General features: G+C 45.0%; 22 protein-coding genes. 6 read left to right on the top strand and 16 right to left on the bottom strand.

All coding sequences use genetic code 11. From position 1 onward, the window contains the following. Positions 1-7 precede the first annotated feature (7 nt). Both DW159_RS08785 and DW159_RS13625 read right to left on the bottom strand, forming a co-directional pair. Complete coding sequence (locus tag DW159_RS08785; RefSeq protein ID WP_015534570.1) at positions 8-1,462, bottom strand: 4Fe-4S dicluster domain-containing protein; 1,455 nt, start codon at positions 1,460-1,462, stop codon at positions 8-10. Positions 1,463-1,553: 91 nt separating this feature from the next. Beyond that, positions 1,554-1,709: a hypothetical protein gene (locus DW159_RS13625; protein ID WP_158547595.1), complete on the bottom strand. Its 156-nt coding sequence runs from the start codon at positions 1,707-1,709 to the stop codon at positions 1,554-1,556. Positions 1,710-1,826: 117 nt separating this feature from the next. On the opposite strand from DW159_RS13625, the gene murC reads away from it, so the two are divergent. From murC to DW159_RS08765, 4 genes are all read left to right on the top strand, one after another. Next, positions 1,827-3,209: a UDP-N-acetylmuramate--L-alanine ligase gene (gene murC, locus DW159_RS08780; RefSeq protein ID WP_015534568.1), complete on the top strand. Its 1,383-nt coding sequence runs from the start codon at positions 1,827-1,829 to the stop codon at positions 3,207-3,209. Positions 3,210-3,490: 281 nt separating this feature from the next. Beyond that, positions 3,491-4,630, top strand: coding sequence for a DnaD domain protein (locus DW159_RS08775; RefSeq protein WP_117550571.1), 1,140 nt, complete (start codon positions 3,491-3,493; stop codon positions 4,628-4,630). Positions 4,631-4,642: 12 nt separating this feature from the next. Further along, entirely contained in the window at positions 4,643-5,644 is a 1,002-nt protein-coding gene (locus DW159_RS08770) for an ATP-binding protein (protein WP_015534566.1), read from the top strand. 31 nt (positions 5,645-5,675) lie between these two features. Next, the gene (locus DW159_RS08765; RefSeq protein ID WP_117550099.1) at positions 5,676-6,875 is read left to right on the top strand and encodes a ribose-phosphate pyrophosphokinase; all 1,200 of its coding nucleotides are present in this window, start codon (positions 5,676-5,678) and stop codon (positions 6,873-6,875) included. A 105-nt stretch (positions 6,876-6,980) separates the two neighbouring features. Here DW159_RS08765 and DW159_RS08760 read toward each other — a convergent pair whose 3' ends face one another. The 6 genes from DW159_RS08760 to DW159_RS08735 all read right to left on the bottom strand — a co-directional run bounded on the left by DW159_RS08760 (position 6,981) and on the right by DW159_RS08735 (position 13,009). Continuing rightward, positions 6,981-8,690 carry an ATP-binding protein gene (locus tag DW159_RS08760; RefSeq protein WP_117550097.1) on the bottom strand — a complete coding sequence of 570 codons (1,710 nt, stop codon included), beginning with the start codon at positions 8,688-8,690 and terminating at the stop codon, positions 6,981-6,983. Beyond that, positions 8,690-9,742 (bottom strand): metallophosphoesterase family protein, encoded by a 1,053-nt coding sequence (locus DW159_RS08755; RefSeq protein WP_117550095.1) that lies wholly within the window; start codon positions 9,740-9,742, stop codon positions 8,690-8,692. Before DW159_RS08755 ends, DW159_RS08760 begins: the two co-directional genes overlap by 1 nt. 117 nt (positions 9,743-9,859) lie before the next feature. Further along, on the bottom strand, positions 9,860-10,117 hold the full coding sequence (spoIIID, locus tag DW159_RS08750) for a sporulation transcriptional regulator SpoIIID (RefSeq protein WP_055222251.1): 258 nt from the start codon (positions 10,115-10,117) through the stop codon (positions 9,860-9,862). An 89-nt stretch (positions 10,118-10,206) separates the two neighbouring features. Continuing rightward, on the bottom strand, positions 10,207-11,460 hold the full coding sequence (locus tag DW159_RS08745; protein WP_117550093.1) for a sensor histidine kinase: 1,254 nt from the start codon (positions 11,458-11,460) through the stop codon (positions 10,207-10,209). A 123-nt stretch (positions 11,461-11,583) separates the two neighbouring features. Continuing rightward, the gene (locus tag DW159_RS08740) at positions 11,584-12,261 is read right to left on the bottom strand and encodes a response regulator transcription factor (RefSeq protein WP_055222256.1); all 678 of its coding nucleotides are present in this window, start codon (positions 12,259-12,261) and stop codon (positions 11,584-11,586) included. A 208-nt stretch (positions 12,262-12,469) separates the two neighbouring features. Next, on the bottom strand, positions 12,470-13,009 hold the full coding sequence (locus tag DW159_RS08735; RefSeq protein ID WP_242992651.1) for a DUF4342 domain-containing protein: 540 nt from the start codon (positions 13,007-13,009) through the stop codon (positions 12,470-12,472). A gap of 297 nt (positions 13,010-13,306) precedes the next feature. On the opposite strand from DW159_RS08735, the gene DW159_RS08730 reads away from it, so the two are divergent. Beyond that, a complete protein-coding gene (locus tag DW159_RS08730; RefSeq protein WP_187115862.1) occupies positions 13,307-13,957 on the top strand; it encodes a LexA family protein in 651 nt (216 codons plus the stop codon). Between the two features lie 18 nt (positions 13,958-13,975). Further along, positions 13,976-14,878: a BRO family protein gene (locus DW159_RS08725; protein ID WP_117550089.1), complete on the top strand. Its 903-nt coding sequence runs from the start codon at positions 13,976-13,978 to the stop codon at positions 14,876-14,878. 89 nt (positions 14,879-14,967) lie between these two features. Here the strand turns inward: DW159_RS08725 and DW159_RS08720 are convergent, their stop codons facing one another. The 8 genes from DW159_RS08720 to DW159_RS08685 form a co-directional block, all read right to left on the bottom strand. Then, entirely contained in the window at positions 14,968-16,317 is a 1,350-nt protein-coding gene (locus DW159_RS08720; protein ID WP_117550087.1) for an MATE family efflux transporter, read from the bottom strand. Positions 16,318-16,611: 294 nt separating this feature from the next. After that, a complete protein-coding gene (locus DW159_RS08715; protein WP_117550085.1) occupies positions 16,612-17,769 on the bottom strand; it encodes an FprA family A-type flavoprotein in 1,158 nt (385 codons plus the stop codon). Positions 17,770-17,955: 186 nt separating this feature from the next. Continuing rightward, positions 17,956-20,028 carry a diguanylate cyclase gene (locus tag DW159_RS08710; RefSeq protein WP_117550083.1) on the bottom strand — a complete coding sequence of 691 codons (2,073 nt, stop codon included), beginning with the start codon at positions 20,026-20,028 and terminating at the stop codon, positions 17,956-17,958. Positions 20,029-20,223: 195 nt separating this feature from the next. Continuing rightward, on the bottom strand, positions 20,224-21,351 hold the full coding sequence (locus DW159_RS08705) for a glycoside hydrolase family 53 protein (protein ID WP_117550567.1): 1,128 nt from the start codon (positions 21,349-21,351) through the stop codon (positions 20,224-20,226). A gap of 141 nt (positions 21,352-21,492) precedes the next feature. After that, positions 21,493-21,705 carry a hypothetical protein gene (locus DW159_RS08700; protein ID WP_015534553.1) on the bottom strand — a complete coding sequence of 71 codons (213 nt, stop codon included), beginning with the start codon at positions 21,703-21,705 and terminating at the stop codon, positions 21,493-21,495. Beyond that, the gene (locus DW159_RS08695; protein WP_117550081.1) at positions 21,678-23,519 is read right to left on the bottom strand and encodes a hypothetical protein; all 1,842 of its coding nucleotides are present in this window, start codon (positions 23,517-23,519) and stop codon (positions 21,678-21,680) included. The genes DW159_RS08700 and DW159_RS08695 overlap by 28 nt, the downstream gene beginning before the upstream one ends. Positions 23,520-23,929: 410 nt before the next feature. Further along, a complete protein-coding gene (locus tag DW159_RS08690; RefSeq protein WP_117550079.1) occupies positions 23,930-24,772 on the bottom strand; it encodes a sugar ABC transporter permease in 843 nt (280 codons plus the stop codon). Then, a complete protein-coding gene (locus DW159_RS08685) occupies positions 24,772-26,208 on the bottom strand; it encodes a carbohydrate ABC transporter permease (RefSeq protein ID WP_117550077.1) in 1,437 nt (478 codons plus the stop codon). The genes DW159_RS08690 and DW159_RS08685 overlap by 1 nt, the downstream gene beginning before the upstream one ends. Between the last annotated feature and the right edge of the window lie 66 nt (positions 26,209-26,274).

Genomic DNA, 26,274 nt, shown 5'->3' with positions numbered 1-26,274 from the left:
CCATGCACTAATCTCTCACCATATCAATCTTGTCTGCTCCCTGCTTCTCAAGATTCTCTGTGATGTTGATATCTGTAGAATTATCAAGGGCTGCCTTTCTGTCACGCATCGCCATGTTCGGATCCCTGTGTCTTGAAGGGCCGCCCACGCAGCCACCTTCACACGCCATACCTTCCATGAAGTCATCCTGGAATCTGTTGAACTTCATGAGGGTCAGTGCCTTCTTACATGCATCTATTCCATCGCATTTGCACACCTTAACCTCGTCCTCGCAGCCGAGCTCCTTCATGCTCTCTATGACTGCCGCTGTGACTCCGCCTGCATTTGCAAATTTCTTGCCGAACAGTGTGGACTGGTCGTTATCTTCAGCCTCAGGCTCAAGCTTGACATCCTTTGCTCTCAGCATGGCTCTGATCTCTCCGTATGTCAGCGCATAGTCCGCAGATTCCTTCTCTCCGGCTGCACTCTCGGCTTTCTTGCCGATACAAGGGCCGATGAATACTGTGACGGCATCCTCATAATTCTCCTTGATATATCTCGACACTGCACACATAGGTGATACGGTCTCAGATACCCTGTCTGCCAGCTCAGGGAAATGCTTCTCCACAAGAAGCTTGAATGCAGGACAGCAGGAGGTTGTCTTCTTCCTGCCCTCTGCCTTGGCCTCCATCCATTCCTTTGCCTCTGCCATGGCTGTCATGTCGGCACCAAGTCCCACATCCACCGCATCGTAGAAGCCTATCTTCTTCATGGCTGTTCTCCAGCTCGCCATGGTGATATCCGCACCGAACTGTCCGTATGTGGCAGGTGCGAACATGGCAAATACCTTCTTGCCGGCTCTCATGTCATTTATTATATCTACTATATAAGACTTTGATCCGATCGCACCAAATGGGCACTTGTGGATACATGAACCACAGTCTATACATTTGTCCTTGTCTATGACCGCAATACCTGTTCCATTCTCAGCCACAGATATGGCACCAACCGGGCAGCTCTTGATACATGGACGCATCAGATCTGCAATGGCATTGTACGGACATGCCTTGGCACACTGTCCACACTCCTTACACTTTGATGGGTCGATGTAGGACTTGTCACGTCCCATGCTGATGGCACCGAAACGGCACGCCTGCTGACACGCCCTTCCCATACACTTCTGACAGTTATCGGTTACTACGTAACGTGAAATAGGACATCCTTCACAGGCAGAGTTGATGATCTGGACTACATTCCCATCATCCTCTGTTCCAGGGGCTTTGCCCTCGGCAAGTCTGATCCTCTGTCTGATGACCTCCCTCTCTCTGTATATACAACATCTGAAAAATGGCTGTGGACCGGGAACCATCTTATATGGAAGATTGTCCCTCTCATCATCCAGCCTGCCTTCATACGCAAGCTTTGCCACCTCATAAAGCACCTCGTGCTTTACCTTTAATAATGTAGCGTCATTTGTAATCATGTGTTAACCTCTACTTATATATATTGTGGATCTTCTGTCATAGCAATCACTACGCATATGATCCAGTTGCTGATCGTATCACTCTTCCCATTCAGATCCAGTTATAATCTCCACCCGTTATAGCCAGGCTGAACAATGCATCCATCTTCTCTACCTCTTCTACGCCCTCTACGATACGCATGAGTTTTGCAGTTTTCTCCTCAGCATCTATCGCACTACCTCCATTTATAACATAATTTTCGTTCAATAACAATCTATGCAATTGACCAAAACCATTTATTTTCATTTGAGGGCAGTTATGCTATAATAAAAAACACTTTTAAATATAGTAATCAATCTTTTATATAAGGAAGGCGAAATACAAATGTACAAGATCAATTTTTCAAAGCCAATCAACGTCCATTTCATGGGAATAGGCGGAATAAGCATGAGCGGTCTCGCAGAGATACTTCTGAAGGCCGGATTCAAGGTTACCGGATCAGATATGAAAGCATCCGAAATCACCGATCAGCTTGCCGACATGGGAGCGCTTATCAACATCGGTCAGTGTGCATCTAACATAACAGACAACATAGATCTGGTCGTATACACAGCAGCCATACATCCTGACAATGAAGAGTTCAAGGCCGCAGTGGAGAAGAACATTCCTATGCTCACCAGAGCCCAGCTTCTCGGCCAGATCATGGAGAATTACAAATATTCCATAGCCGTCAGTGGAACCCACGGCAAGACAACAACGACTTCCATGCTGTCCTACATCCTCATAGATGCGGACACTGATCCTACCATATCAGTCGGAGGAATCCTCGACAGCATCGGCGGCAATATCCGTGTAGGCAAATCTGAATACTTTGTAACAGAAGCATGTGAGTACACCAACAGCTATCACGCATTTAAGCCTTTTATCAGTATCATACTGAACGTGGATGCCGACCACCTTGATTTCTTCAAGGATATAGATGAGATCGCTGAGTCATTCCATGTATTTGCCACCAAGACTCCAAAGGAGGGCCTGGTCATCGTGAACGGCGATATGAAGTATTATGATACCGTTGTCAGAGACCTCGAGTGCCGCGTGGTAACATTTGGAAAGGGCGCACAGAACAAATATTCAGCACACAATATACGATTCGATGACTTCGGCCATCCAACCTATACACTGGTTGTGGACGGCAAAGAAATCACTGACATAACACTCAAGGTATTCGGTGAGCACAACGTATACAACTCACTGTCAGCCATAGCGGCATCCCTTGAACTTGGAATCTCCATAGATGTCATCAAACAGGGACTGTCAGAGTGTGTCGGTGCCGAGAGACGTTTTGAGTACAAGGGAACCATCCTCGACAACGTGAGAGTCATGGATGACTACGCTCACCATCCAACTGAGATAGCAGCCACACTGAAGGCAGCAAAGAACACAAGCTACAACGAACTGTGGTGCGTATTCCAGCCACACACCTACTCAAGAACCTACGCTCTGTTCGATGAGTTTGTAGACGCACTCAAGGTATGTGACCACGTCATCGTGGCAGATATTTATGCAGCCCGAGAGAAGGATACCGGACTTGTCTCAGCAAAGCAACTCGCCGAGAAGATCGCCGAGACGGGTACTGATGCGTTCTATCTTCCATCTTTCGACGATATAGAAAATTATCTCTTAAAAAATTGCAAAAAAAATGATTTGTTGATAACTATGGGCGCCGGAAACGTCTATTCTATCGGAAATGACCTGATAAAAAATTAGTTATCCACATTATCCACACAGCTCTGTGGGAAAGTTTTCCCCACAGAGCTTATATTTTTTTGTTGACATAATTTTTACAGAAATATTACAAAGCCCTGTTAAACTATGACTTTTGTATTTTTATGTCTCTTTTTCGTCCACATTATCCACATTATCCACATCCCCACCATTTTTCCCAACCGACTGTATGTTCTGTTTGCATTCCAAAAAGTTCATGTTATAATGCATTTGCGCTAAGGGAAATGCGCTATTTCAGGAGTATGATCAAGGAGTTTTTTGACATGAGCTACATTACTATTACAACAGAAAAAAACGAAACATATTCCTCTATATCAAACTTTTTTATAGACTATTACATGACCTCCGCCAGCGGAGAGTTTGTTAAGGTATATCTGTATCTGGTCAGACTTATGTCTTCCAGTAAACCCGTGTCTGTCGCCAACATAGCAGATCATTTTAATCTCACAGAGAAGGATATTTGCAGAGCCATAAAATACTGGATAAGCCAGGATGTTATGAAGCTCAACTACAACAAGAAGAAGGAGCTTACAGGAATAACTCTTCTCCCTCTTCACGACAAGGGCAGCTCCTCCGACAGCGGAGTTGACGACCTCTCTATTCTCGGCATGGATTATTCCACCGGGGATGACGATAACAACAGCGAGATCACGGCGACGATCGCAGACGAAGACAAGGCCGAGGTGCCGGAGCGCACTCTGCCTGACAAGATAACAGTTACACCAGAATTTCTTAGGAAGAAACAGGAGGACGAGGTTCTCTCTGATATTATGTTTGAGACAGAGGCATATTTTGGCAGACCGCTTTCCATGCCTGAATCAGAAAGTCTCATATACATATACGACCAGCTTGGCTTCTCCCAGGAGCTCATCGAATATCTGATCGAATACTGTCTGACCATGGGCAAGGCAAGCTTCAGATATGCGGAGACCGTAGCCATAGCATGGTATGAAAAAGGAATCGACACGGTTGACAAGGCCAAGGCAGACAGCTCCGCCTACAACCCATTTTACAGAAAGGTCTTCTCTGCACTCGGAATACGCAGAAGCAATCCTACCAGCATAGAGACCGCATACATTGACGCGTGGACAGGTGAGATGAATTTCTCAGAGGATCTTATCCTTCTGGCATGTGAGAAGGCCATAATCTCCAAGCCACAGTCCGCCAACTTCGCATATGTCAATGGAATTCTTGAAAACTGGCATAAGAATGGTGTACAATCCATTAGGGATGTCGAACTGCTCGATCAGGAGTTCCTCAAGAAGAAATCAGCGGCCACAGCGCAGCCTGCAGCCACCAGGAATCCGAATGGATTTGCGAACTTCAAGCAGACAGACATGTCCAACCAGTTGGACAAGCTGGAACAGATGCTTGCAGATGAACTCAATCTTGATAAGAGGTAATATATACATATTATGGGCAATATAAATTATGATGATATTTTGTCCCGGCTGAGCAGGATCAGACAGGACAATCTTCGCAGACAGGACAACAGAAAAGCTGAGGTATATGCCAGGATCCCTCGTATAAAGGAGATCGACGATGCCATCGCCCACAGTGCCGTCCAGGCATCAAGGGCAAGGATACTGCATCAGGAAGTGGATGAAGAAGCACTCTCCATGAAGAACCACGCTCTCCGCGATGAGAAGCATCAGCTCATGGCACAGACCGGATACCCTGACGATTATCTGGCACCGATATACAACTGCCCCGCATGCAGAGACAGCGGATATGTAGATGGTAAGCCATGTTCATGTCTGAAACACATGGTCATCAGCCAGTTGTACCAGCAGTCCACCATAGAGAAGGTGCTGGAGACGGAGAATTTTGCCAGCTTCAATCCTGATTTCTACAGAGATGAACACATTGCTGGCTACAATTACACTCCTTACCAGAATGCACAGAGTATATTGTCTGCATCAAGACAGTTCACAGAGAATTTTCAGGACAGCAGACCGGGCATTCTTATATATGGAGAGACCGGAACAGGCAAGACCTTCCTGACAAATTGTATCGCTAAGGAACTTTTAGACAAAGGTTATACAGTTTTATACTTGTCGGCGATAAATTTATTTGATAATATCTTACAGGACATTATAATAAAGGGTGGTCATGAACCGCATCAGAAGATGCTGTATGACTACATATATAACTGCGATTTTCTTATAATTGACGATCTGGGCACAGAGTACACCAACTCATTTGTCCTGTCTCAGTTATTTGAGATTATAAATACGAGAACTATCAAGAGACAGTCTACTCTCATTTCTACCAATCTTGATCTGCAGGAATTCAAGAACAGGTATACAGAGCGTATCATGTCACGAATAGTTGATAGCTATCTCATCTTCAATCTCTACGGAGATAACATCCGCTATGTAAAAAGAATGAAAAGCATAGCCAGGAACAAAAGGTAGACAACGAAAGCAGATTAGGAGGATTTTTATTATGCCAGACGATAGCAAGTTGGAAACAATACCTGTAGGAAGCTTAGGAATCATTGCTCATAAGAGCATTGTACCTCTCGGAGAGAAGGTCGATTCTTATATCGTAAAATGGAGAAAGAACCGTCAGAACGAGAACAAGTCAAGCATCGTATTCCACGGTTACGAGAAGGACTCTTACCTTATCAAGGCAGACTGCCCTAGATTTGGTTCAGGTGAGGCAAAGGGTATTGTCAACGAGTCAGTCCGCGGTAAAGACATATATATCATGCTTGATGTAGGAAACTATAGCTGCACATACACCATGGGTGGCCAGACTCAGAGAATGTCTCCTGACGATCACTATGCTGATCTGAAGAGAATCATCTCTGCCATGACAGACAAGCCTAGAAAGATCACTGTCATCATGCCTTTCCTGTATGAGAGCCGTCAGCACAAGAGATCAGGACGCGAGTCCCTCGACTGTGCAGTTATGCTCCAGGAGCTTCAGCAGTATGGTGTAGACAACATCGTTACATTTGACGCTCATGACCCACGTGTTGTAAATGCTATTCCAAAGAGCGGTTTCGAGAACGTAAAGCCTACTTACCAGTTTGTAAAGGCACTCCTCAGATCAACTCCTGATCTTGAAATAAACAACGATCACATGATGGTCATATCACCTGACGAGGGTGCTATGCACAGAGCGATCTACTTCGCTAACCTTCTCGGTGTAGATGTAGGTATGTTCTACAAGAGAAGAGATTACTCAAGAGTTGTGGACGGACGTAATCCTATCGTTGCCCATGAGTTCCTCGGTGATTCAGTTGAAGGCAAGGATGTTATAATCATCGACGACATGATCGCATCAGGCGAGAGTATGATAGATGTTGCCAAGCAGCTCAAGGCAAGAAAGGCTAAGAGAGTATTTGCACTTGCTACATTTGGTCTCTTCACCAAGGGTCTTGAGGTATTTGACAAGTGTCACGAGGAAGGTCTCATTGAGAAGGTCATCACAACCAACCTCACTTATCAGCTTCCTGAGCTTGCAGACCGCGACTGGTATGTATCAGCCGACATGAGCAAGTACATTGCACTCATTATCGATCACCTCAACCACGATGCATCTCTCAGCGATCTTCTTGATCCATCAGAGAGAATCAGTGCGAGAATTGCTGAGTACAAGGAGAAGCACACTATCTCAGATAACTACGAGAATTACTAATATACAATTATAGACTTACAAAAAAGACCTGCGGAAGCTCACCTGATACATACCATGTATCGCAAGCTTCCGCAGGTCTTTTAATTATTTATTATTAGAAACTTTCTACAATGTCACCACATTGCATGCTATATGAATATCCTCAAGTCTGTTAACCAGATCCTTATCGGATGTAAGCAATATCGTCTGCTCCGTGTTCACCATACTCATCGCCTTGAGCACTCCCGTGAGCTGACTCTCATCGGTCACATCTATCACATCGTCCAACACAAGTGGCATTTTCTCGTTGTTAAGTATCTCTGCAACAGCCAGCCGCACAGCCAGATACACCTGACGAACGACCTCATGTCCCAGGAATTCCGCCCTGAAGAAATGGTCATCCTTTTTCACTGCAACATGCATCTCATCATCGAGCTTTGCCTCCTGATACTGTCCACCGGAGAGTGCGCTAAGAATATCCGATACTCTGCCGTCTATACCGGCAAACAGTCCTGAGAACTCCTCCGATATGTCCATTATGGTATTGATAGCCTTATCTATGGCCTTCTTCTCAGTCTCAAGAACATCATAGTCCGCAAATATGGCGTCTCTCTTCTCCTTGAGTTCATAATAGGCATCCCTCTTCTCTATGGCATCATGCTCCTGGAACTTGAACATATCAAGCTTCCTGTCATGCTCCTCCTGAAAAGCTCTGTCTATCTCAACTCGAACCGTCCTTGACTCAGTTGCTCTTCCCATCTCGTATATGGTTCTCCTGAACTCTTCCTCTGACGGAAGCTTATCACTGTCGAATGCACCTTTCCTGAACAATCCATCTATGATGGTTATAGCAACAAACGCAATCGTACATATCGTGAATAGCTGCTGTATGGACTTCTGAAAACCAACAAGGTGAACCACCAGCATGACCACCGCAACAACCAGTATTCCTGTTGCCATTATGACAAATATATTGTCCGTCAGCTTCTTGTCCTTCTTCTCCTGCTTCTTTTTCTCCTTCAGCTCGTCCTCATCATCTATAGCTTCAACCTCAAGGAATATTCTGCTTCGCTCCCTGTCCTCATCCTCGTCAGGGATCTCAGCATCCTTTTCATTCACAAGCTGCCTTGCCTCTCTCTTCAAACGTGCGATCTCCATATTATAAGCATCAAGCTCCTCACGTCTGGCAGTTCGGATGTCTTCAAGCTCCTTATCAACTTCACCCAGCTCATCCATCTGGGCTTCCAGCTCTTCTATCTGAACCAGATACTTCTGATTGTCATATTTCTTCTTTTCATTCTCAAGATACGCCACTGCGTCTGCTCTGTTTATTCCGCTGCAGCCCGTCTCCTTCATATTCTGAAGATACTTCTCGAGTCTGTCACACAAAGCTTTGTCATCTCCGCCCATCTCCTCCGGCGGATCAACACACATTGCATCCACAAATGTGCTCTTGTCCATATCAAACAGGACACCTCTGTAGGAATTCTTAGACACAAGTCTCTCATCCTTCCCGCTCTCTATATCAGTGAGCGTTGCACCGTCCGTGGACATGTTGAAATTTCTCTCCATAAGATGACTCTTTCCAGCATTTGTCACCTGTGCCTTTCCGGCATATCCATTTCCACCGGATGGCTTTCTTAATGCAAAATTGTCTCCCCGGGATCCAAGGCCCTTGGTTTTATTCATACCATACAGTATACCGGACACAAAATCCCTGATCGTACTCTTGCCGGCTCCGGGCTCTCCATAGAGCACATTCAAGCCTTTGTCCAGCTTTATTTCTTTGTTATTGAATTTTCCAAATTCTTTCAAAAAAAGTTTATTTATATACATTACTTTTCTCCAGTTGCTATGATCGCCTCAAGACCATATTCAAGTGCCTTTTTGCTGACCTCGTCATCCTCACCGGACAACTCAGCGATAAATCTTCCAAGTACATTGTGCTCATTGTCCATCTTGAGACCATCAGCATTGTACTCGAACATCGTATTATCCACAACCTCATATATCTTGTAATCCTGAGACACATCATCAAACTGAGGTCTCACTCCGCGCCCCTTCTGGCCCTTCAGGATAACCCGATATATGTTCTGCGTTCCCATCTTATCGATCTGTTTCAGAACAGCATGCTCGATCTGTCTGTCAGTATATTCCGGCTTTATCTCAAGTCCAAGGTTGATGTAATTCCTGCAGGCAACAGGCTCCCACTTTATCCTTGTCTCTCCGTTTATTATCTGTCCATAAATAAAGCCATGCTTTCCTGTGTCAGAAGGTGACAAAGGCTCCGGCGATCCCGGATATGCCATACGGTTCTTCACCATGTGCTTCGGCTTTCTCAGGTGTCCGAGTGCCACATAGTCAAATCCTGTGTCAGCCAGCTTTCGGAAATTAAATGGACTGTGGCTGGCATCTCCTCCATGCATGAGAAGTATATTGACAGCGCCTTCCGTCTGGGCATCTATCCCCTCTGAGAAATCCTCCGTGTATTCCGCCTGTCCATAGCTGAAACCGGTCACACAGGTATTTATATCTTCAAAATACGCATTGCTGAACTCCCCAGCCGGAAGAAGCACTGTGTTCGATGTGAACTCATAATTCTCCGATGGAGATCCACTTTCAATGTAATCACTACTGCCCGCAATGATCACCGTTCTTGTATTTGTAAGTTTTGCAAGTCTGGCATCAAGCTTTGCAAGATCCGCAGCCTTCGGCGCACTGTGATACAGATTTCCGGCAATGAGAAGCAGATCCACCTTTCTCTCCTCCGCAATTTCCAGTATCCTGTCAAATGTGTTTTCTATCTCTTTCGCGCGGATGTCACTCCAAGGCTTTCCCTTGTCAGGAATCATCCCCAAATGCACATCCGAAACATGAATAAATCTCATATCCTAACCTCTAATCTATAGTTAAACTGCCTTTTTCTAATAGCCCACACTTAGTCCTCTATTATACAATCATCAAAAGTTTAACCCAAATCAGAGAAAAATACAACATAAGCTATGTTAAAACTTTGTGACATGCAGATACTTCTCCCTCGTGGCAAGCCCTCCTCTTATATGTCTCTCCGCCTTGTTGGCATCCAGCACCACCCTGGCCTGGGCCGCCAGCATGGGTCTTATACGGACCAGCCGTTCCGTTATATCCTTGTGCACCGTTGATTTGCTTATACCCATCTTGTCCGCTGTCTGTCTCACAGTCGCCCTTGTGTCTATGATATAATTTGCCGCTTCGATTGCCCGCTCTTCTATGTAATCCTTCAAAGAAAAAGCCCCCGCATATTCTGTTTTTACAGTCTATGCGGGGGATCTGAATGCTATGAAAGAACAGCCAGAGTTTTGTTTATTTTATACTATTTGGATATTGGGAACCTCACAATAAATCTCGAACCTATATCCGCTCTGGATATTACCTGTATGGTGCCTCCGTGGGCATCCACGATCCATTTGGCGATGGACAGGCCAAGGCCCGAGCCCCCAGTCTCATTATTCCGGGCCTCGTCCGAGCGGTAGAATCTGTCAAATATGTGGGCCAGATCACCTGGATTCATTCCGGTTCCCTCGTCCTCTATCATATAACTGACATAACCGGGCTCCTCTTTTACACCGAGTATTATGGCCGTGCCGGGTTCAGAATACTTCGCCGCGTTCTGGACAAATATCCTGACGGACTGCTTGATCATCGCCACATCGCCGAGCACACACGCCTCATTCTCAGTACCACGGAACTCATATCTGTGGCTCTCGTCTATCATCATGGACTCCTCCCACACTTCACTTACCATGCGGTTGAGATCGGTTTTCTCCATGTTCAGGTGCTGCCTTCCACTGTCGCCCCTTGCAAGGAATAACAACTGTTCCACAAGCTCCTTCATGTGCTGGGATTCATTTTTCAGCGCCTCTATGGACTCTCCCAGAACCTGTTCATCCTCCTTCCCCCAACGGTCGAGCATATTCACATATCCCTGGATCACCGCGATAGGCGTCCTGAGCTCGTGGGAAGCATCCGACACGAATCTCATCTGACGTTTCTCATTCTCCTTCATATTCCTGAGCAGATTGTTGAGCGCGATCTCTATACTCTGAAGATCCTTGTCTCCGGTATGTATAACCTGCTCGTCGTCATCCGCGGACAGATGGGATATGGCTTTCTCCAGATCGTCTATCTTGTTGTGATCCATAGGCTCCTTGCTGAGTTTTTCCGCCGTCACCGCCAGATCATTCAGCGGTTTCAATCTTCTTCTGACATCCGCTGTCCTGAACAACGCAACAAACAACACTATAGTCTCCATCCCCAGCAATATAATGCCCGGAAGCTCTATGATATCCCAAAGGATCTTAACGTCATATCTGTACTTCTTCTCATCTGACCCTTCTATTATATATTCATACGCTCCGCCATCTTCATTTTTCTCAACGTAATATCTCATTCCGCCCACGCCCTGTGGAAGCTGCTTTCTTCCCCACACGGCAAATGCGCTTACAATAAGAAAGGCAATGACGATATCTATAAGTATCACATTGCCCAGTTCTTTTAGCCAGAAGCTCATGTTGATCCTTCTGGCTATCGATGACATTCTTTTGTTTTCGTTAGTTTTCTTTCCCATGTATTTTCTCTCTATCTATGCGTATCCGTGTCATGCGTTGCTGGCTTGTCACATATCTGTCTGCTCTGCTACGATATCCGGCTTGTCACATATCTATCTGCTCTATCCTGGCATCCAAAATGGTCATTCTTTGATAACATATCCGACACCTCTGACGGTGGTGATCAGCTTAACTCCAAATCTGTCATCTATCTTTGTTCTCAGATACCTCACATACACATCTATGATATTGGTCTCTCCCAGGTAATCATATCCGCACACCGCATTCAGCAGCTTTTCCCTGTCCATAACGATGTCCTTGTTTTCCATGAGCGTCCTGAGCAGCTCAAATTCCCTGTTTGTCAGCTCAACTATCTCGCCGCACACTGTAACCTCATGCCTGTCGGTGTCCATGCACACTCCACGGATCTCTATCCTGTGTGTGTGAACCTCCGCAACTCCGCGTCTCTTCAACGCAACCCTTATCCTGGCAAGCAGCTCCTCTATGGCAAATGGCTTGGTGAGATAATCGTCTGCACCGGCATCAAGACCAGATACCTTGTCCATGACCGCATCTCTCGCGGTCAGCATGATAACCGGCACATCACTCTCCTTGCGGATTCTTCGAAGCACCTCCAGACCGTTGAGTCCCGGAAGCATCACATCCAGCACCACGAGGTCGAAGCCACCGGAAAGAGCTTTGTCCAACCCTGTTCTTCCATCAAATACCTTCTCCGCCTCGTATCCCTCATGCAGCAGCTCCAGCTCCACAAATCTTGCAATTTTCTCTTCATCTTCCACAATGAGAATCTTCTGTGCCATATCTTTTTCCTTTCTTTTATGACGGACGCTGATATAGTTTGGTTTTGAAGTAAGCCTATGAAATATGCCTCGGCAAGAAGCACCAAAGCTCAGTCGCCACGGCTACCCATTGCAGAGGTATATTTCACAGACATTACATTCTCAAAACCAAACTATATCAGCTGGTAATTAACAGAATATCGGTAAAAGATATTCTTTTTTTCATTTTTTACTTGTTATTGACATCGGACTTAAGGTTGTCTACTGAGTCGGCTACTTTGTCACATGCGCTATTAAGGTTTACGTTGATGTCACCAATTCCTTCAAAATGGTACCTGCACTCACAGAAGAGACCTACAACAAGAAGTGGAAGCACTACCCAGAATGCAAGTATGAGTGCGATCACAAGCACCAGAACCGGAACGTTTATCATGGTCTGGCCTCTGCGTTCTACTATGAATGTGCTGTCCACACTCTTCTTTAACACCTTGCCGCACCATTTGAAAAATCTGTCCATCATCTGTCCAAATGTCGCCTTGTTGCAGTCATTTGTATATGTCTGCTGTGCCTGCTCGAACTCTGTTGATGTCTTCTGTTCCTCGCCTGTGGTAAAGCTCTCCACCTCAGGGGCTTTCACCTTATCAAGCTTCTCAAGATAAATGATCGCATCCAGCAGATCGTAATCGCATGCCTCAAGCGCATTCTTTGCATCCTCGTAACTTACGCCTGTTTTTTCTCTTAACTTTTCTACCTTTTCCAGTTTATCCATAATCTTTGCACCCTTTCTCATTATCTTAGTTTCATCGTCTTCCGATGATCTGTCATCTTTCTTATCGTTTGCTGCTGATATCATCAACTGATGTTATTACTATACCAACCGATGATTAATCTAAAATATGAGAAAGATTAAAATCAGGTTAATTTTATAATGAATAGAAGGATATGTCAAAGTTTGTTCCCCTTTTTATCTCGCTGCTATTTTTTACTATAAGTTAACTTATATTTATTTTATATTGTATTAAATTAGCTTTAAGTGTATAATTTGTTCAAAAGGAGGTTGATTACTATGTCCGATATAGAATTTGAAAGAAGAATGAATGACCAATTTGCAAAGAATCTTTTCTTTTTTCTTAATAAATATCAATATACTCAAGCTGCCTTTGCTAAGCAGATGAATGTCAGCACTGCAACTGTGTCAAATTGGTGTAACGGACTAAAGTCTCCCCGAATGGACAAAATTGACCACATGTGCGCTATTTTCAATTGCTCTAGGTCTGATCTTCTGGAAGAAAAAGATATCATAAGAAGCCAAAAGAAATCAGAGGCATATGCAATTCCTGTATTTGATTATATATCATGTGACAAAACATTTTGTTCAACCGAAAAGATTATTGATACAGAAGAAATACCCGAAAGTCTTGCTAAAACTGGCGAATTCTACGCTCTTAGAATAAAGGGGGATAGCATGGAACCCAAGATCAGCAGCGGCGACGTTGTAATTGTCCGTCAACAGGATGATGCAGACACAGGGGACACTGTTATTGCTACAATAGCTGGTGAAGACGCCGTGTGCAAACGCCTGAGAAAATATAAAGAAGGACTGGAACTGATTTCCACCAACCCCAGCTATGCACCGCTCTATTTTGACGATGAAACCATAAAAAATAAACCTGTCAAGATCATTGGTAAGGTAGTGGAGTTAAGGGCAAAATTTTAATGGATTGGAGTGATTATTATGCTTTTTTATGTATATGATGAGAATACTTCCTCGACTGCTCCTGTTGAGGTATCAGATATACCCGAGTTAAGCGAACAGGAACTTGAATTTATATATGATGATAAAATCAGAAAAGTATGGCACTCACAGGAGGAGGAATGGTATTTTTCCATAATTGATGTAATTGACGTTTTGACCGATAGTTCCGATCCAAAACAATATGTAAAAAAGTTACGATCCCGCGACCCAGAATTATCAGCTAACTGGGGTACAATTTGTACCCCTATTCAAATGATAGCCGCTGATGGTAAAATGCGTAAAATCCAAGCAACAAACACACATGGGTTATTGAGAATTATCCAGTCCATTCCGTCAAAAAAGGCTGAGCCATTCAAGCAATGGCTGGCAATGGTGGGCAAACAACGTCTGGACGAGGAAGTTGATCCTCAGATTGCTATAGATCGTGCTATAGAATCATACCGCAACAAAGGATATTCTGAAGATTGGATAGCCCAGCGTATGCGTGGGATAGAGATTCGTAAAGATATGACCAATGAGTGGAGGCGTGCCGGAATTACCGATTCCAGACAGTGTGCTTCTCTTACAAACATACTTACTGCCGCATGGTCAGGAAAGACAGTGAAAGAATATAAAAAGTTTAAAAGGCTGAAAAAAGAAAATCTCAGAGACAATATGACTAACACAGAGCTTGTCCTGAATGCTCTTGCAGAGATATCAACAACAGAGATATCAAAGGCAACTAATCCTCAAGGTATAACCGAGGCCACAGATGCTACCATCCAAGGTGGCAATATTGCCAGAAATGCCCGTGAATCCCTTGAAAAGCAGATAGGGCGCAGCATACTATCCCCATTAAACTCCAACACTCCCAAGCTGCTTGATGACAGCAAGGAAAAGTAATATAACCCGAATATGTCACAACTATAAAATGCGTATGAATCCTCAGACAACAGTCTCGGTTATTCATACGCATTTTTATCTTTTCCATATCACACCGTTCCCGCAGCAATCTTCGCCGTGGACTTCTTCACGCAGTAGAGACATGTCGGCAATATGTAGATGGTCGCGGTGACCCATGCCGTCTGATCAGCAAAGCAGATGGCCGTGAATCCAAATGTTCCGACAAATCCCAGGCTCACTATGATCCTGGCCGCCATCTCTGTAACACCTGAGAATATAGCCCGACCGGAATATCCAAGTCCCTGTGTCACCATACGCGCCACGTTCAGTATACCGAGACTCCAGTAGAAGAATCCCATACATCTGAGGTATTTCGCAGAGGCATCAAGGACGTCGACTGCGCTCTTCTTTACAAATATCATCGAAAGCGGTCTTCCAAATATTATCATCACAAGTCCTGCGACTATACCGTATCCAACTGCAACAGCAATCGCCTGCCACAAGCCCTGCTTTATACGCTTTACCTGTCCGGCGCCAAGGTTCTGGCTGCAGAACACAGATGCCGCCGTTGCAAATGCATCAAATGGACACATAGTGAACTGCTTTATCCTCATACCGGCTGTGAAGCCTGACACATACACACTTCCCAGCTTGTTATTTGCAGACTGCATGACCATACTTCCTATGGCAGTTATGGAAAACTGCAGGCCTGTCGGAATTCCCATGACAAGAAGTTCCTTCACTGCAGATCCCTCTATCTCCCTGTCCTCCGCCTCAAGATGCATGATCTGAACCTTCTTGAAGATATATACAAGACACAATATTCCACTCACCGCCTGTGCCGTGATGGTTGCTATAGCCGCACCGGCGCAGTCCCATTTGAGGACAACTATGCAGAACAGGTCAAGGAATATGTTGAGTATTGCCGAGAACGCCAGAAACATGAACGGCGTTCTGCTGTCTCCCAGAGACCTGAGCACACTTGACAGATAGTTGTACATGAGTGTGAACGGAATTCCCAGGAATATAACTATAAGATAAGCATATGCCTTGTCATATATATCCTGCGGAACCGAAAGCAGATGAAGTATCTGATTACAGCACACCGAACATACAATCGTGACTATCAACGCTATGATGCCCGTCAGCACCGCGCTGTTAAATATATACTTTCTCATCTTGTGCAGATTATTTGCACCAAAATACTTTGCAACAGGAACACCAAATCCTGCGCAACAGCCCATACAGAATCCCAGAACCAGAAACTGTATACTGCTGCTTGCTCCAACTCCCGCCAGAGCCTTATCTCCCAGTATCTGCCCCACAATAGCCGCATCTATTACGTTGTACGTCTGCTGGAGCAGATTGCCGAGCAAGAGCGGGGTGGCAAACTGCAGCATCAGACTGAGGGGCTTACCGGAAACCATGGACTTAGCCATGTCTTACACCTTCCTTACATTATTGATATGACGGTGAGTTGCCAATTCTATCTTTGAACACAGAGCTGCTATACATATCATTCGCTGGGTCGCTTCCGCTTATTTCGCCCTGCAGCGGTACTAAGGTGCCGCCTCACAGCGCAACCTAAGGACCGGCAGGCTCAAATTCCCTGCTCACGATATGTATAGCAACTCTGTGTAACAACTTTATTGTGACAACTCACCTGTTAGATGAATAATAACTACGTATGTAAGTCGGTTTCAGACTTACTTTATGTTTATTATCCTTATCTCTTATAACAGTTTTCCAGCCAAAGCTTCGAGCGCTGCCACATCCGACTGCTTGAACGCGGACCTTATGGTCACATGCTCATCCACGATCTCTATATCCTTCATCGCTGCCATCTGCTCTTTCATGAGTTTCGCTGCCATAGGTGCCCATGAACCATTCTCAATGAAAGCGACCTTTCTCTTCTGGTATGCCTTTATCTTCAAGTGGTTAATGAAATCCGCCATGACAGGCATCATACCGCCATCGTATGTTGGGGCTGCCAGAACCAGTCTGTCATATCTGAATGCATCCTCTACGCACTCCGCCATATCATCCCTTGAGAGGTCTGATATCGCAACCTTTGGCGCCCCCTTTGCCTCAAGTATCTCCGCCAGCTTCTTTGCCGCCTTCTCTGTGTTGCCATGGAGACTGCAGTATGCGATGAAGATTCCCTCATCCTCAGGTGTGTAGGTTGACCACAGCTGATATTTGCCTATGTAATATTCAAGATTCTCTGTGAGTATAGGTCCGTGAAGTGCGCATATCTTCTGTATGTCAAGTCCTGCTGCCTTCTTGAGAAGTGCCTGTGCAGGCATTCCATACTTTCCAACTATATTGAAGTAATATCTTCTTGCCTCGCATGCCCAGTCCTCATCTGTATCCAATGTCCCAAACTTGCCAAATGCATCCGCTGAGAAGAGTATCTTCTCGCTCTGCTCATATGTGACCATGACCTCAGGCCAGTGAACCATAGGAGCCATGAAGAACTGAAGTGTATGGCTTCCAAGTGAAAGTGTCTGTCCCTCTGCCACAGTCACACTTCTGTCAGCCACAGGAACCTCGAAGAAGTTTGGAAGCATTCCGAAAAGCTTTGCATTTGATACAATCTTGATATCCGGGTATTTTGCAAGCACATCACCAAGATTTGCTGAGTGATCAGGCTCCAGATGTGAGATTATGAGGTAGTCAGGCTGCCTGTCGCCAAGCACCTCTGCCACATTTGCAAACCACTGGTCTGCGCACTTTGCATCCACCATATCCATGATGGCTATCTTCTCATCCATGATGACATATGAGTTGTACGCTATTCCGTTTGGCACTATGTACTGATTCTCGAACAGGTCTATGTCCTTGTCATCCACACCTACGTAAAATACTGTGTCAGTTACATTCTTAAGCATTGTATATCCTCCTCTTGATCCTAAGTATCTAATATAAATAATCCACGTTGTGTCCACATGATAAAATGATCGTTGCGACAGCTGCACTTGTGCAGACTATCATAATGACAGTTAATTATAACATACTAAATGAAAATAGAGAATCAGCACATAAGACCTGATTCTCCATTTTTTGATATTTTTTTATCATTGTCTGCTTATCCTTCTCTGCATCTTCTCCTGATACATACTGTGATCCGCTTCCCTCACATACTCTTCAAGGGTTTTATCACCATCTGGGTCTGTTATAACATAGCCTATACTAAACTCCAATTCAAACGGAAGCTTCTCCTGCGCCGCTATCTCCCTGGCCTTCTCAAGTATCGCCGCCTTTCTTTCCTCAGGAGTCTCATCCTCATCGTATATAGATATGGATACGAACTCATCTCCGCCGTATCTAACCGGAATACTGCTTATTCCACCGCCTCCGGCCACAGCTCTGGCTGCATTTCTTATAGCCTTATCGCCAAACTCATGACCGTATGTATCGTTTATATATTTAAGCCTGTCCATATCGGCAAACATTATGAGAAGTGCCCTGCCCTGGTCCGCAGCCTTGTCAAATGCCTTTGCGGCGATCTGTCTCATGCCTTCCCTGTTATATATCTGGGTGAGCGGATCCTTTATGGATATTGCCGTAAGCTCCTGATTGATCTGCTCCAGTCTCCATTTATTGAACAGGTTTATCATGGCTACATTCACTTCGCTCATTACAGTTGACCAAAGCTGCTTATCCATGAGGTAATATCCATTTTCGACACAGCAGAACCCAACTGCCTTTTCTCCGAAATGAAATGGCGCAAATAAAAATATATTGCCGCCGGCCTCATCATCCAGAAGAGGGAACATACTATGGTATGTATCGTCACCGTCATCCGCTATGCCCTGCCTGTACACGATCTGCATTCTCTGAGGATAGCCTTTCACAGCAAATACATCCTCATCGTATGCTGCTGAGAGAGTCGGACCAGCTCCCCCCAACTCCACAAGGGATCTGTCGACAACCATAACGCATTTCTTACACTCTGCCTGCGAATATGCCGTCTGGACACATGGATAAAGGCCACTGTAATCACCACATTTGCTGAGCAAATGCGTGAAGTCAAGTGTACTCTCATCTATCTCCTCGCGTTCCACAACTCCCATTATATAATTCTTCAGGTACTGTCTGCCGTTCAGCATGGCATCCGCGCCGCAGCCACAGCTCTCCGTGAATATACAATTATAATCTATATAGGAGCTGGTATCCGGATTGTTTCCCGCCCATATATTCAACATGATCTCTGCAGCCTCAGCTCCGATCTTCTCACGGATCCTGCTCACCGTTGTTATGCGCGGCGTATAATACGCTGCTTTATCAAAGTTGTCGAATCCTGTGACCTTAAAATCCTTGGGTACTGAAAGTCCAAGTGCTTCTGCTCTGTTGCACACACCCACCGCCAGATTATCATTTGCACAGATTATTGCATCCGGAAGAATCTTCCTCACTATCTCCCGTTCTTCCAGCCTTCTCTCATCCATCTCCGCATTATTCGAAGCCTCGGCATCCGGAGCAGAATCAGCAAAACTGCCGCTGGTTATCTCACCGTACACCTCCGCAGGGCCGCCGTAATCCGGTCCGTCCTTCTCATGTTTTATACACGTATGTCCATGCGCTCTGAGCAGCTCCTCGAATCCCGTCACGCCGTCATTGAAACTAAAATCTCCAAACAGGACATCCTCATCATCCACAGGCAGACCATATTCATCCATACAGTCCATGAATGCACGGCATCTCTCCTGAGCCTCATAGTTGTCCTTTGGTCCGGCAAGATACCATACCTTCTTCGCACCATGTTTCTCTATCATATGCCGGGTCATGTCATACATAGCATCGTAATTGTCTATTCCCACAAAATGCAGACCGTCAAATGCTGTCTCAAGACTTATAGCCGGAACTCCGCTCTTCCTTATCCTGTCCAGCAGTTCCGCCGTGACTTCCGGATATTTGATATTGTTGACAGATATTATGATTCCATCAAAGTCTGTCAGCTCCGGAAGATTATATATATTGTATTCTCCATAGCTGTAACCGTCGTCCCTGTTCCAATTGCCATTGCTGTTGAATATGTACAGATTCACATCAGCCCTGGCTTCCTTTATCTTCTGCATAAATCCCAGCGGCCAGGCATAGGTGAAATACCTCTTCCAGCCATCCATGAACAATGCTACTTTTTTCATACCTTACCTCCTGATCAATCAGAACAACCCGTCCTGTCCCCCATCTGTAAATTTGCCAAATATATTAAAAAGGCGCATCTGCATATATTATACACAGACCCGCCCAGCCAAAACATATCCAAATGTATCAAAAATATGTACTTTACTATCAGAAACCACAGGGACGGAGGGGACAGACACCTCCGTCCCCATAATTTACTTAAGTGGATAGTCGCTGTGCAGCGGCTTGTAATCACGTATAGTCTTAAGTGCCGGCAGAGCATGTCCGTCATAATCAAAAAGTGCCTGATTTGCCCATTCATTTCCGCATGGTCCAGACTCCTCTATATATGACAGAGCACCTTCCGTAGCCCAGCCGCTTCCCGGTACTGGTATCCAGCCTGCCTCCCAATAATAAAAGCCATCGCCACCAGGAACATCATCTATCAGTTTCATTATGTCGTTCATAAATTCCGCCTGTCCCTCAGGTGTCATAGGGTAGTCAAGCTTTTCCACCAGTGAAGGTTTTGTGGCATAGCCCTTTCTATCGTCAGGCCCCAGTTTCTCATAGTCAGCATAGTCTTCCATGGTAAATCCCATGGAAACCTCAGCAATAACTATCTTTTTGCCATATCTATCCGCCATATCTCGCATATTTGCCTCCAGCTCCTTCATGGTTCCATGCCAGAACGGATAATACGACATTCCGATTATATCAAAATCTTCTCCTCTTTCCATGTAGTGGTCAAACCAATCCACATACATAGGATTGTTGCCGCCATTGTCGAGATGTATCATGACCGGAATATCAGAGTCAACCGATCTGACCGCCCTTATTCCGGCGCTCACAAACTTTGCGATATTGTCATATTCTGGTTTCTGCCCCAGCGGCCACATCAGTCCGTTTGTAAGCTCGTTTCCAACCTGAACAAGCTGAGGGAGAACGCCCGCATCTTTCATATCTAAAAGAGTCTCCCTTGTGTAGTCGTACACAGCCTGCTCAAGCTGATCCGCATCCATGCCTCTCCACGCCTTCGGCACCCTCTGCTTGCCCGGGTCAGCCCAGAAATCACTGTAGTGATAATCAAGCAGAATGCTCATTCCATGATCCATAGCGCGCTTCGCGAGCTTCTTGTATACCTCAAGGTCATTTGTGCCCGCGCCATAAGGCACGCCGTCCTCCGTGTACGGATCATTCCACAGACGAAGTCTCACAGAATTCACACCATAGTTCTTAAGTATGTCAAATATATCTCCCTGCACACCATTGTCATAATATTTAGCCCCCAGCTCTTCAACCTCGACAACAGCGGAGAGATCCACGCCCTTTATATAATCTGCCATATTTTTGTCTCCTTCACCTGCATTTATTTTACTGCCTGTTATAACCAAGAACAGCCGCCGAAGAAAAATGTTCTGCATACTCCTGATGTACCAGTTCATCTTCATCTGTCGGCGGCCTTCTATCAAGATGACATCTGTCACCTAGTCGTCAAATGTAATCCTGTCATACATTCTTCCATATTTTATTCTGATGAGCTCGTTCTTTGCCAGAACGTCCTCCTCTGGTCCAACATACTGACAACGGATACAGTAGTATTCCTTCTTGTCCTTATCATAGAACATATCTATATCCAGATCTCTCATAAAACACATTGGACATCTGTAATTTAATTTGCCTTTTCCAGACTGAGCCATGTTGAAAATACCTCCTTATCCTTAAGTGTCTTTGTAAACCCGAGAGTGAACATTGGCGAGAACGCATATCCCTCTTTGAAATATCCTGTTGCATCGCTGCCAGATGCTCCCATGGCAGCCTTTGTCTCGATCGCAGGTATAACTGCTGACACCTCATCGGCGCCTGCGAGATCCTCTTCTCTGCACTTGTACTCATATGTGAGTGACTTGCTCTCTGAAGCATTCTTTGCTGTGAGAGTGATTCCTGTCATGTCCTCTGGGTACTCTGTTGTACCGTAGCATGCCACCATGTACTCATTGATCTCAACCTCTGCATCAGGGTTGCTCATCTCGAGGATAGTTCTTTCATGTCTTATCTTGGATGAACCCTCCTCAAAATATATCTTTGTCTGAAGTTTAACTGTCAGATCGTAGAACTCGATGTCAACCGGGTCAAGTGTAAGGATTCTTGTGCTTCCCTCCTGCGAGAATGTTGCCTTTGTTCTGCACAGACAGAGGTCGACCTCCTCACCCTTGTAGCTGATCTTGGCACTTCTTACAGTACCCTCTCCAGCATAGTGTGTGAAATATCCTGCTCTGTACTTCTCCTGGATCAGGAATGGATATGAAGCATCCTGAACATGTGGAGTTCCGATACCTACAGGCCAGTTGAGCTTTGCAGCGTATGGTCTGAGGTCAACGATCGCACCGCCCTGATCCATGTTGATCTGGGCTCTCATGTATGGATCGCAGTACCAGAATATCTGCTTGTCTGATCCGTACAGTATATCCTTCCAAAGAGCACACTCAGGCTCCTCGTATGTCTTGTTCTCTCTGTAGAAGTCAGCAAATTCAGCCATTGTCATGTCGATACATTTGCCTTCCTTCTTCAGGTCGCCATAATACTTCATTCCATCCTCGTAGCTCTTCTTGAGCAGCTCGTATGGAGCCTCCCAGCGTCCCATCTTGTTCAGCCAGCCCGGTCCAACGAACATCATGTTGTATGAATATCCATTGTTGAACTTAGCCAGATGACGATACTGGTCGATCAGGTTGTACAGATATGGGTACTCCCATGTCTTGCTGTCATAGATCATTCCACGGAGAACGTTCTGTGGATGTGTACCAAAGTTAGAACCATTTCCATCATAGCATGCCAGCAGATCTCTTGAAAGATGCGGGATGGCAACGATTCCGCTGTCCTCAGCCTCATTTGCTGCAGGTGCATGTGTGTTCTGCTTTGAAGGTATCCACGGATTCCATGGGCCGCCATCAAACAGTGTGTACCATGAGTTGTTACATGTGTGGTAAGCCTTAGGGCCCTCCTCCCAGCATGTTGCAACTGCACACTTGACTGATGGATACTTCTCCTTGATGTAGTTTGTAAGCTCAGCATCCATATAGTATGAACCTGTAGACACTGGATAAAAGCCAAATATATCATGGAACTTTCCAAATACGTCATCGACGATATTCTTCTTGTCCTCCATTGAGAACATCCAGATACAGAAGTCCTTGGTCTTGTACTTCTCTCTGAACTCTGTGCAGGGAAGTCCGAGAAGTGAGAGCGCTATCTCATCTCCATACTTCTCATGATGCTCCTTGGCGAGTGATACAGCCTCCTCGTTAAAAAGGCTGGCATATGTCATCTGAATAGTAGTCTTGAGTCCGTTCTTGTGAGCTGTCTCCTGCTGGAACTTGAATATGTCCAGTGACTCTGTGAGGAGAGCTTTTCTTCCGATATCCTCTGCCTGACCATGGCCTGTAACCTTCTCGGCATACTCAGGAACCATCTCAGGACGATGGATAATGTTTACAATAAATGTATTCTCCATATCTTAAATCTCCTATTTCGTATATGTTGTAACCTTTTGATCTAAAGATAATCGTCCCCAAATAAGCGACAATATCCTCATTTTTCATCCTGTCTGCCCTATTTTAGGGCTAATTATAGCAGGCATCCGCACCACCATCCATATGTGGTCCATCCGGCAACGCAGACACCTGCCCAAAATAAATTTTCTCATTTCTCTCAGACCGTCCGCCTGTAAATTCTGCCGGTCTCAGCCACAGCGGAGTGTCCTGCATGTATTCAGAGGAATACGAGGACGCCGGCACTTAGCGAAGGCCCTAAGCCTGAGCTTAGTGTCCGCTGCGTCCGAAGTCAAGTGCGAACGACCTCTGAATATATCAGGACACCTCCACTGTGGCGTCCGTCATTCAAGCAAGGCGGCGTCCGTCCGCCTTAACCCTTTACAGAACCGCCAGTTACACCCTCTACATAGTACTTCTGCATGATGACGAACAGTATTGAGATAGGGATAGCTACCACGATACCGCCGGCGCAGAATACTGAGAAGTATTTGTTGACCAGTGATTTTTCAAGCATATTGTAAAGACCTATAGCTACTGTCCAGTCCTTCGAAACTCCTGAGTTGAGCATAAGCTTTGCGAATACAAAATCGCCCCAAGGTATAAGGAAAGAACTGATTACCTGATACACAACTATTGGCTTACACAGAGGAAGGATTACCTTCGTAAATATCTTTGCCTCCGAAGCGCCCTCAAGTCTGGCAGCCTCCTTAAGTGACATAGGTATTGTGTCCATGAATCCCTTCATGATGAGGAATCCAAGTCCTGATCCTGCTGAGTAAACTATGATCATACCGAAATGGCTGTTTGTAAGTCCCAGCATCTTCAGGATAAAGTAAATTGCTATCATGAGAAGTGGGCCAGGGAACATGTTCAGTATCAGTGACGCACTCATGATCTGTTTTCTGCCGTTGAATCTCAGGCAGCTCATCGCATAGCTGACCATAATTACAAATATAGTAGAGATGATACATGTAAATACTGCAATAATAAGTGTATTCTTGAACCATGACACATACTGCACAACCGAGTCAGGTCTTGTAAGCAGCTGAACAAAATTGTCCATAGACCAGCTCGTTGGGAAGAAATGCGCTGTATTGATTCCCTTATATCCGCTGAATGAAGTGACAATCAGCCAGATGATCGGAACCAGCCAGATAACTGCGAGGACAAGTAATACGATATGTTTAACGATTGAACCTATTGTTTTCTTCATTACTGGTACTCCTCCTCTTTATCTCCTGCAATCATTCTTGAGAATGATATAAGTGTAAATGCTGCACATATGATAAATACTATGATACCGATAACAGATGCCATCTTGTAGTCGTAGTATTCATTTGTAAGTCTGAACAGCCATGTAACAAGAAGGTCAACTTCCTTCGCATGCGAATTGGCGAGAGCCTGATTCTGTGTGACGAATACATCCTGTGTGAGCAGGTAGATTACGTTGAAGTTGTTGATGTTCTTTACAAAGTCTGTTATAAGTGCCGGGCCCTGGATGAACAGGATATATGGCATTGTGATCTTCCAGAACACCTGGAAATTTGTTGCTCCATCGATCTTTGCACTCTCGATCTGATCTGTAGGTATGTTCATCAGAACGCCTGTTGCGATCAGCATCTGGTATGGAACACCGACCCAGATATTGATGAGAATGATCATTACCTTTGCCCAGTGAGGATCAGTCAGGAACGGTATATATGTAAGATGCTCACCGACAAGTCCTGCATGCTTAAGCAGGTCTGTGATACCGATATTTGAGCAGATAGTGTTCACAATACCGGAATCAGCGAAGAAGTTTCTAACCAAAAGCAGTGTTACGAACTGTGGAACTGCTATTGATATGATGAAAAGTGTTCTCCACATCTTTGGCAGCTTGGTTGTCTTGGAATTGATCGCCTTGGCAAGAAGGATACCGCCTATGAATGTGGTAAATGTTGCCATGACCGCCCATACAAGTGTCCAGCCAAGAACCTTTCTGAATGAATATCCAAATGTTACTGTCATGCTGTTTGAGAACAGGCTTGCAAAGTTCTTGAAGCCCACCCATGTAAACAGTGAGTTTGGTGGAAGGTGCTGCTGATCATAATTGGTAAATGCCACTGCAATAAGTATCAGTATTGGCAGAATATTCATTATGACTACACCAATTGTCGGAAGTGTGAGAAGTGTTATGTGGAACTTCTCGTTGAAGAGTGACTTCATATCTTCCTTGAATGTATTTATATGTTCTCCATTTTCCTTCATCTGCTGAAGCTTGTACACTGTCTTGATATTGTGAATGTAGAAAAGCACGAATATAAGAATGATGAACAACGCAACCACCGAATTGAGAAGGATCTGGAAAGAATTGTCGTAATTATTAGTAGTTGTCTGCATGGTGAGTGGATCAAATACCTGCTCAAACTTTACAGTTCCAAGAGTTCCAAATTTGGCAAGGTTTGGTGCCGCATAGCCTACGCACATCAACACAAACGCAGCCTCAACGATGAGCATGATCAAACCATTGACGATCTGCTTTCTTGCGAAGTAACCTGCACCCATGATAACCGCTGAGAGCTTAACCCATATATCACCTTTTGCAAAAGCAACACCAAAATTCTTGAAATATCTTCCTATGGCTTTAAAGAATCCTGATATTTTCTTCATGAAAAAGCTCCTCTCTTTTTAAAATGCCCCATATGCCACGAATGACATATGAGGCATTCTCATTAT

The organism is Coprococcus sp. AM14-16, assembly GCF_003434675.1.
Lineage (GTDB): Bacteria > Bacillota > Clostridia > Lachnospirales > Lachnospiraceae > Coprococcus > Coprococcus aceti.
This window is presented reverse-complemented; position numbering and strand designations above follow the sequence as displayed.

Coding starts and splice junctions, on each gene's coding strand:
- DW159_RS08770 (WP_015534566.1), top strand. CDS start 4,643: ATGGGCAATATAAATTATGATGATATTTTGTCCCGGCTGAGCAGGATC.
- DW159_RS08695 (WP_117550081.1), bottom strand. CDS start 23,519: ATGGAGAATACATTTATTGTAAACATTATCCATCGTCCTGAGATGGTT.
- DW159_RS08690 (WP_117550079.1), bottom strand. CDS start 24,772: ATGAAGAAAACAATAGGTTCAATCGTTAAACATATCGTATTACTTGTC.
- murC (WP_015534568.1), top strand. CDS start 1,827: ATGTACAAGATCAATTTTTCAAAGCCAATCAACGTCCATTTCATGGGA.
- DW159_RS08715 (WP_117550085.1), bottom strand. CDS start 17,769: ATGCTTAAGAATGTAACTGACACAGTATTTTACGTAGGTGTGGATGAC.
- DW159_RS08720 (WP_117550087.1), bottom strand. CDS start 16,317: ATGGCTAAGTCCATGGTTTCCGGTAAGCCCCTCAGTCTGATGCTGCAG.
- DW159_RS08700 (WP_015534553.1), bottom strand. CDS start 21,705: ATGGCTCAGTCTGGAAAAGGCAAATTAAATTACAGATGTCCAATGTGT.
- DW159_RS08775 (WP_117550571.1), top strand. CDS start 3,491: ATGAGCTACATTACTATTACAACAGAAAAAAACGAAACATATTCCTCT.
- DW159_RS08725 (WP_117550089.1), top strand. CDS start 13,976: ATGCTTTTTTATGTATATGATGAGAATACTTCCTCGACTGCTCCTGTT.
- DW159_RS08765 (WP_117550099.1), top strand. CDS start 5,676: ATGCCAGACGATAGCAAGTTGGAAACAATACCTGTAGGAAGCTTAGGA.
- DW159_RS08685 (WP_117550077.1), bottom strand. CDS start 26,208: ATGAAGAAAATATCAGGATTCTTTAAAGCCATAGGAAGATATTTCAAG.
- DW159_RS08710 (WP_117550083.1), bottom strand. CDS start 20,028: ATGAAAAAAGTAGCATTGTTCATGGATGGCTGGAAGAGGTATTTCACC.
- DW159_RS08745 (WP_117550093.1), bottom strand. CDS start 11,460: ATGGGAAAGAAAACTAACGAAAACAAAAGAATGTCATCGATAGCCAGA.
- DW159_RS08735 (WP_242992651.1), bottom strand. CDS start 13,009: ATGGATAAACTGGAAAAGGTAGAAAAGTTAAGAGAAAAAACAGGCGTA.
- DW159_RS08785 (WP_015534570.1), bottom strand. CDS start 1,462: ATGATTACAAATGACGCTACATTATTAAAGGTAAAGCACGAGGTGCTT.
- DW159_RS08730 (WP_187115862.1), top strand. CDS start 13,307: ATGTCCGATATAGAATTTGAAAGAAGAATGAATGACCAATTTGCAAAG.
- DW159_RS08760 (WP_117550097.1), bottom strand. CDS start 8,690: ATGTATATAAATAAACTTTTTTTGAAAGAATTTGGAAAATTCAATAAC.
- DW159_RS08705 (WP_117550567.1), bottom strand. CDS start 21,351: ATGGCAGATTATATAAAGGGCGTGGATCTCTCCGCTGTTGTCGAGGTT.
- DW159_RS08755 (WP_117550095.1), bottom strand. CDS start 9,742: ATGAGATTTATTCATGTTTCGGATGTGCATTTGGGGATGATTCCTGAC.
- DW159_RS08740 (WP_055222256.1), bottom strand. CDS start 12,261: ATGGCACAGAAGATTCTCATTGTGGAAGATGAAGAGAAAATTGCAAGA.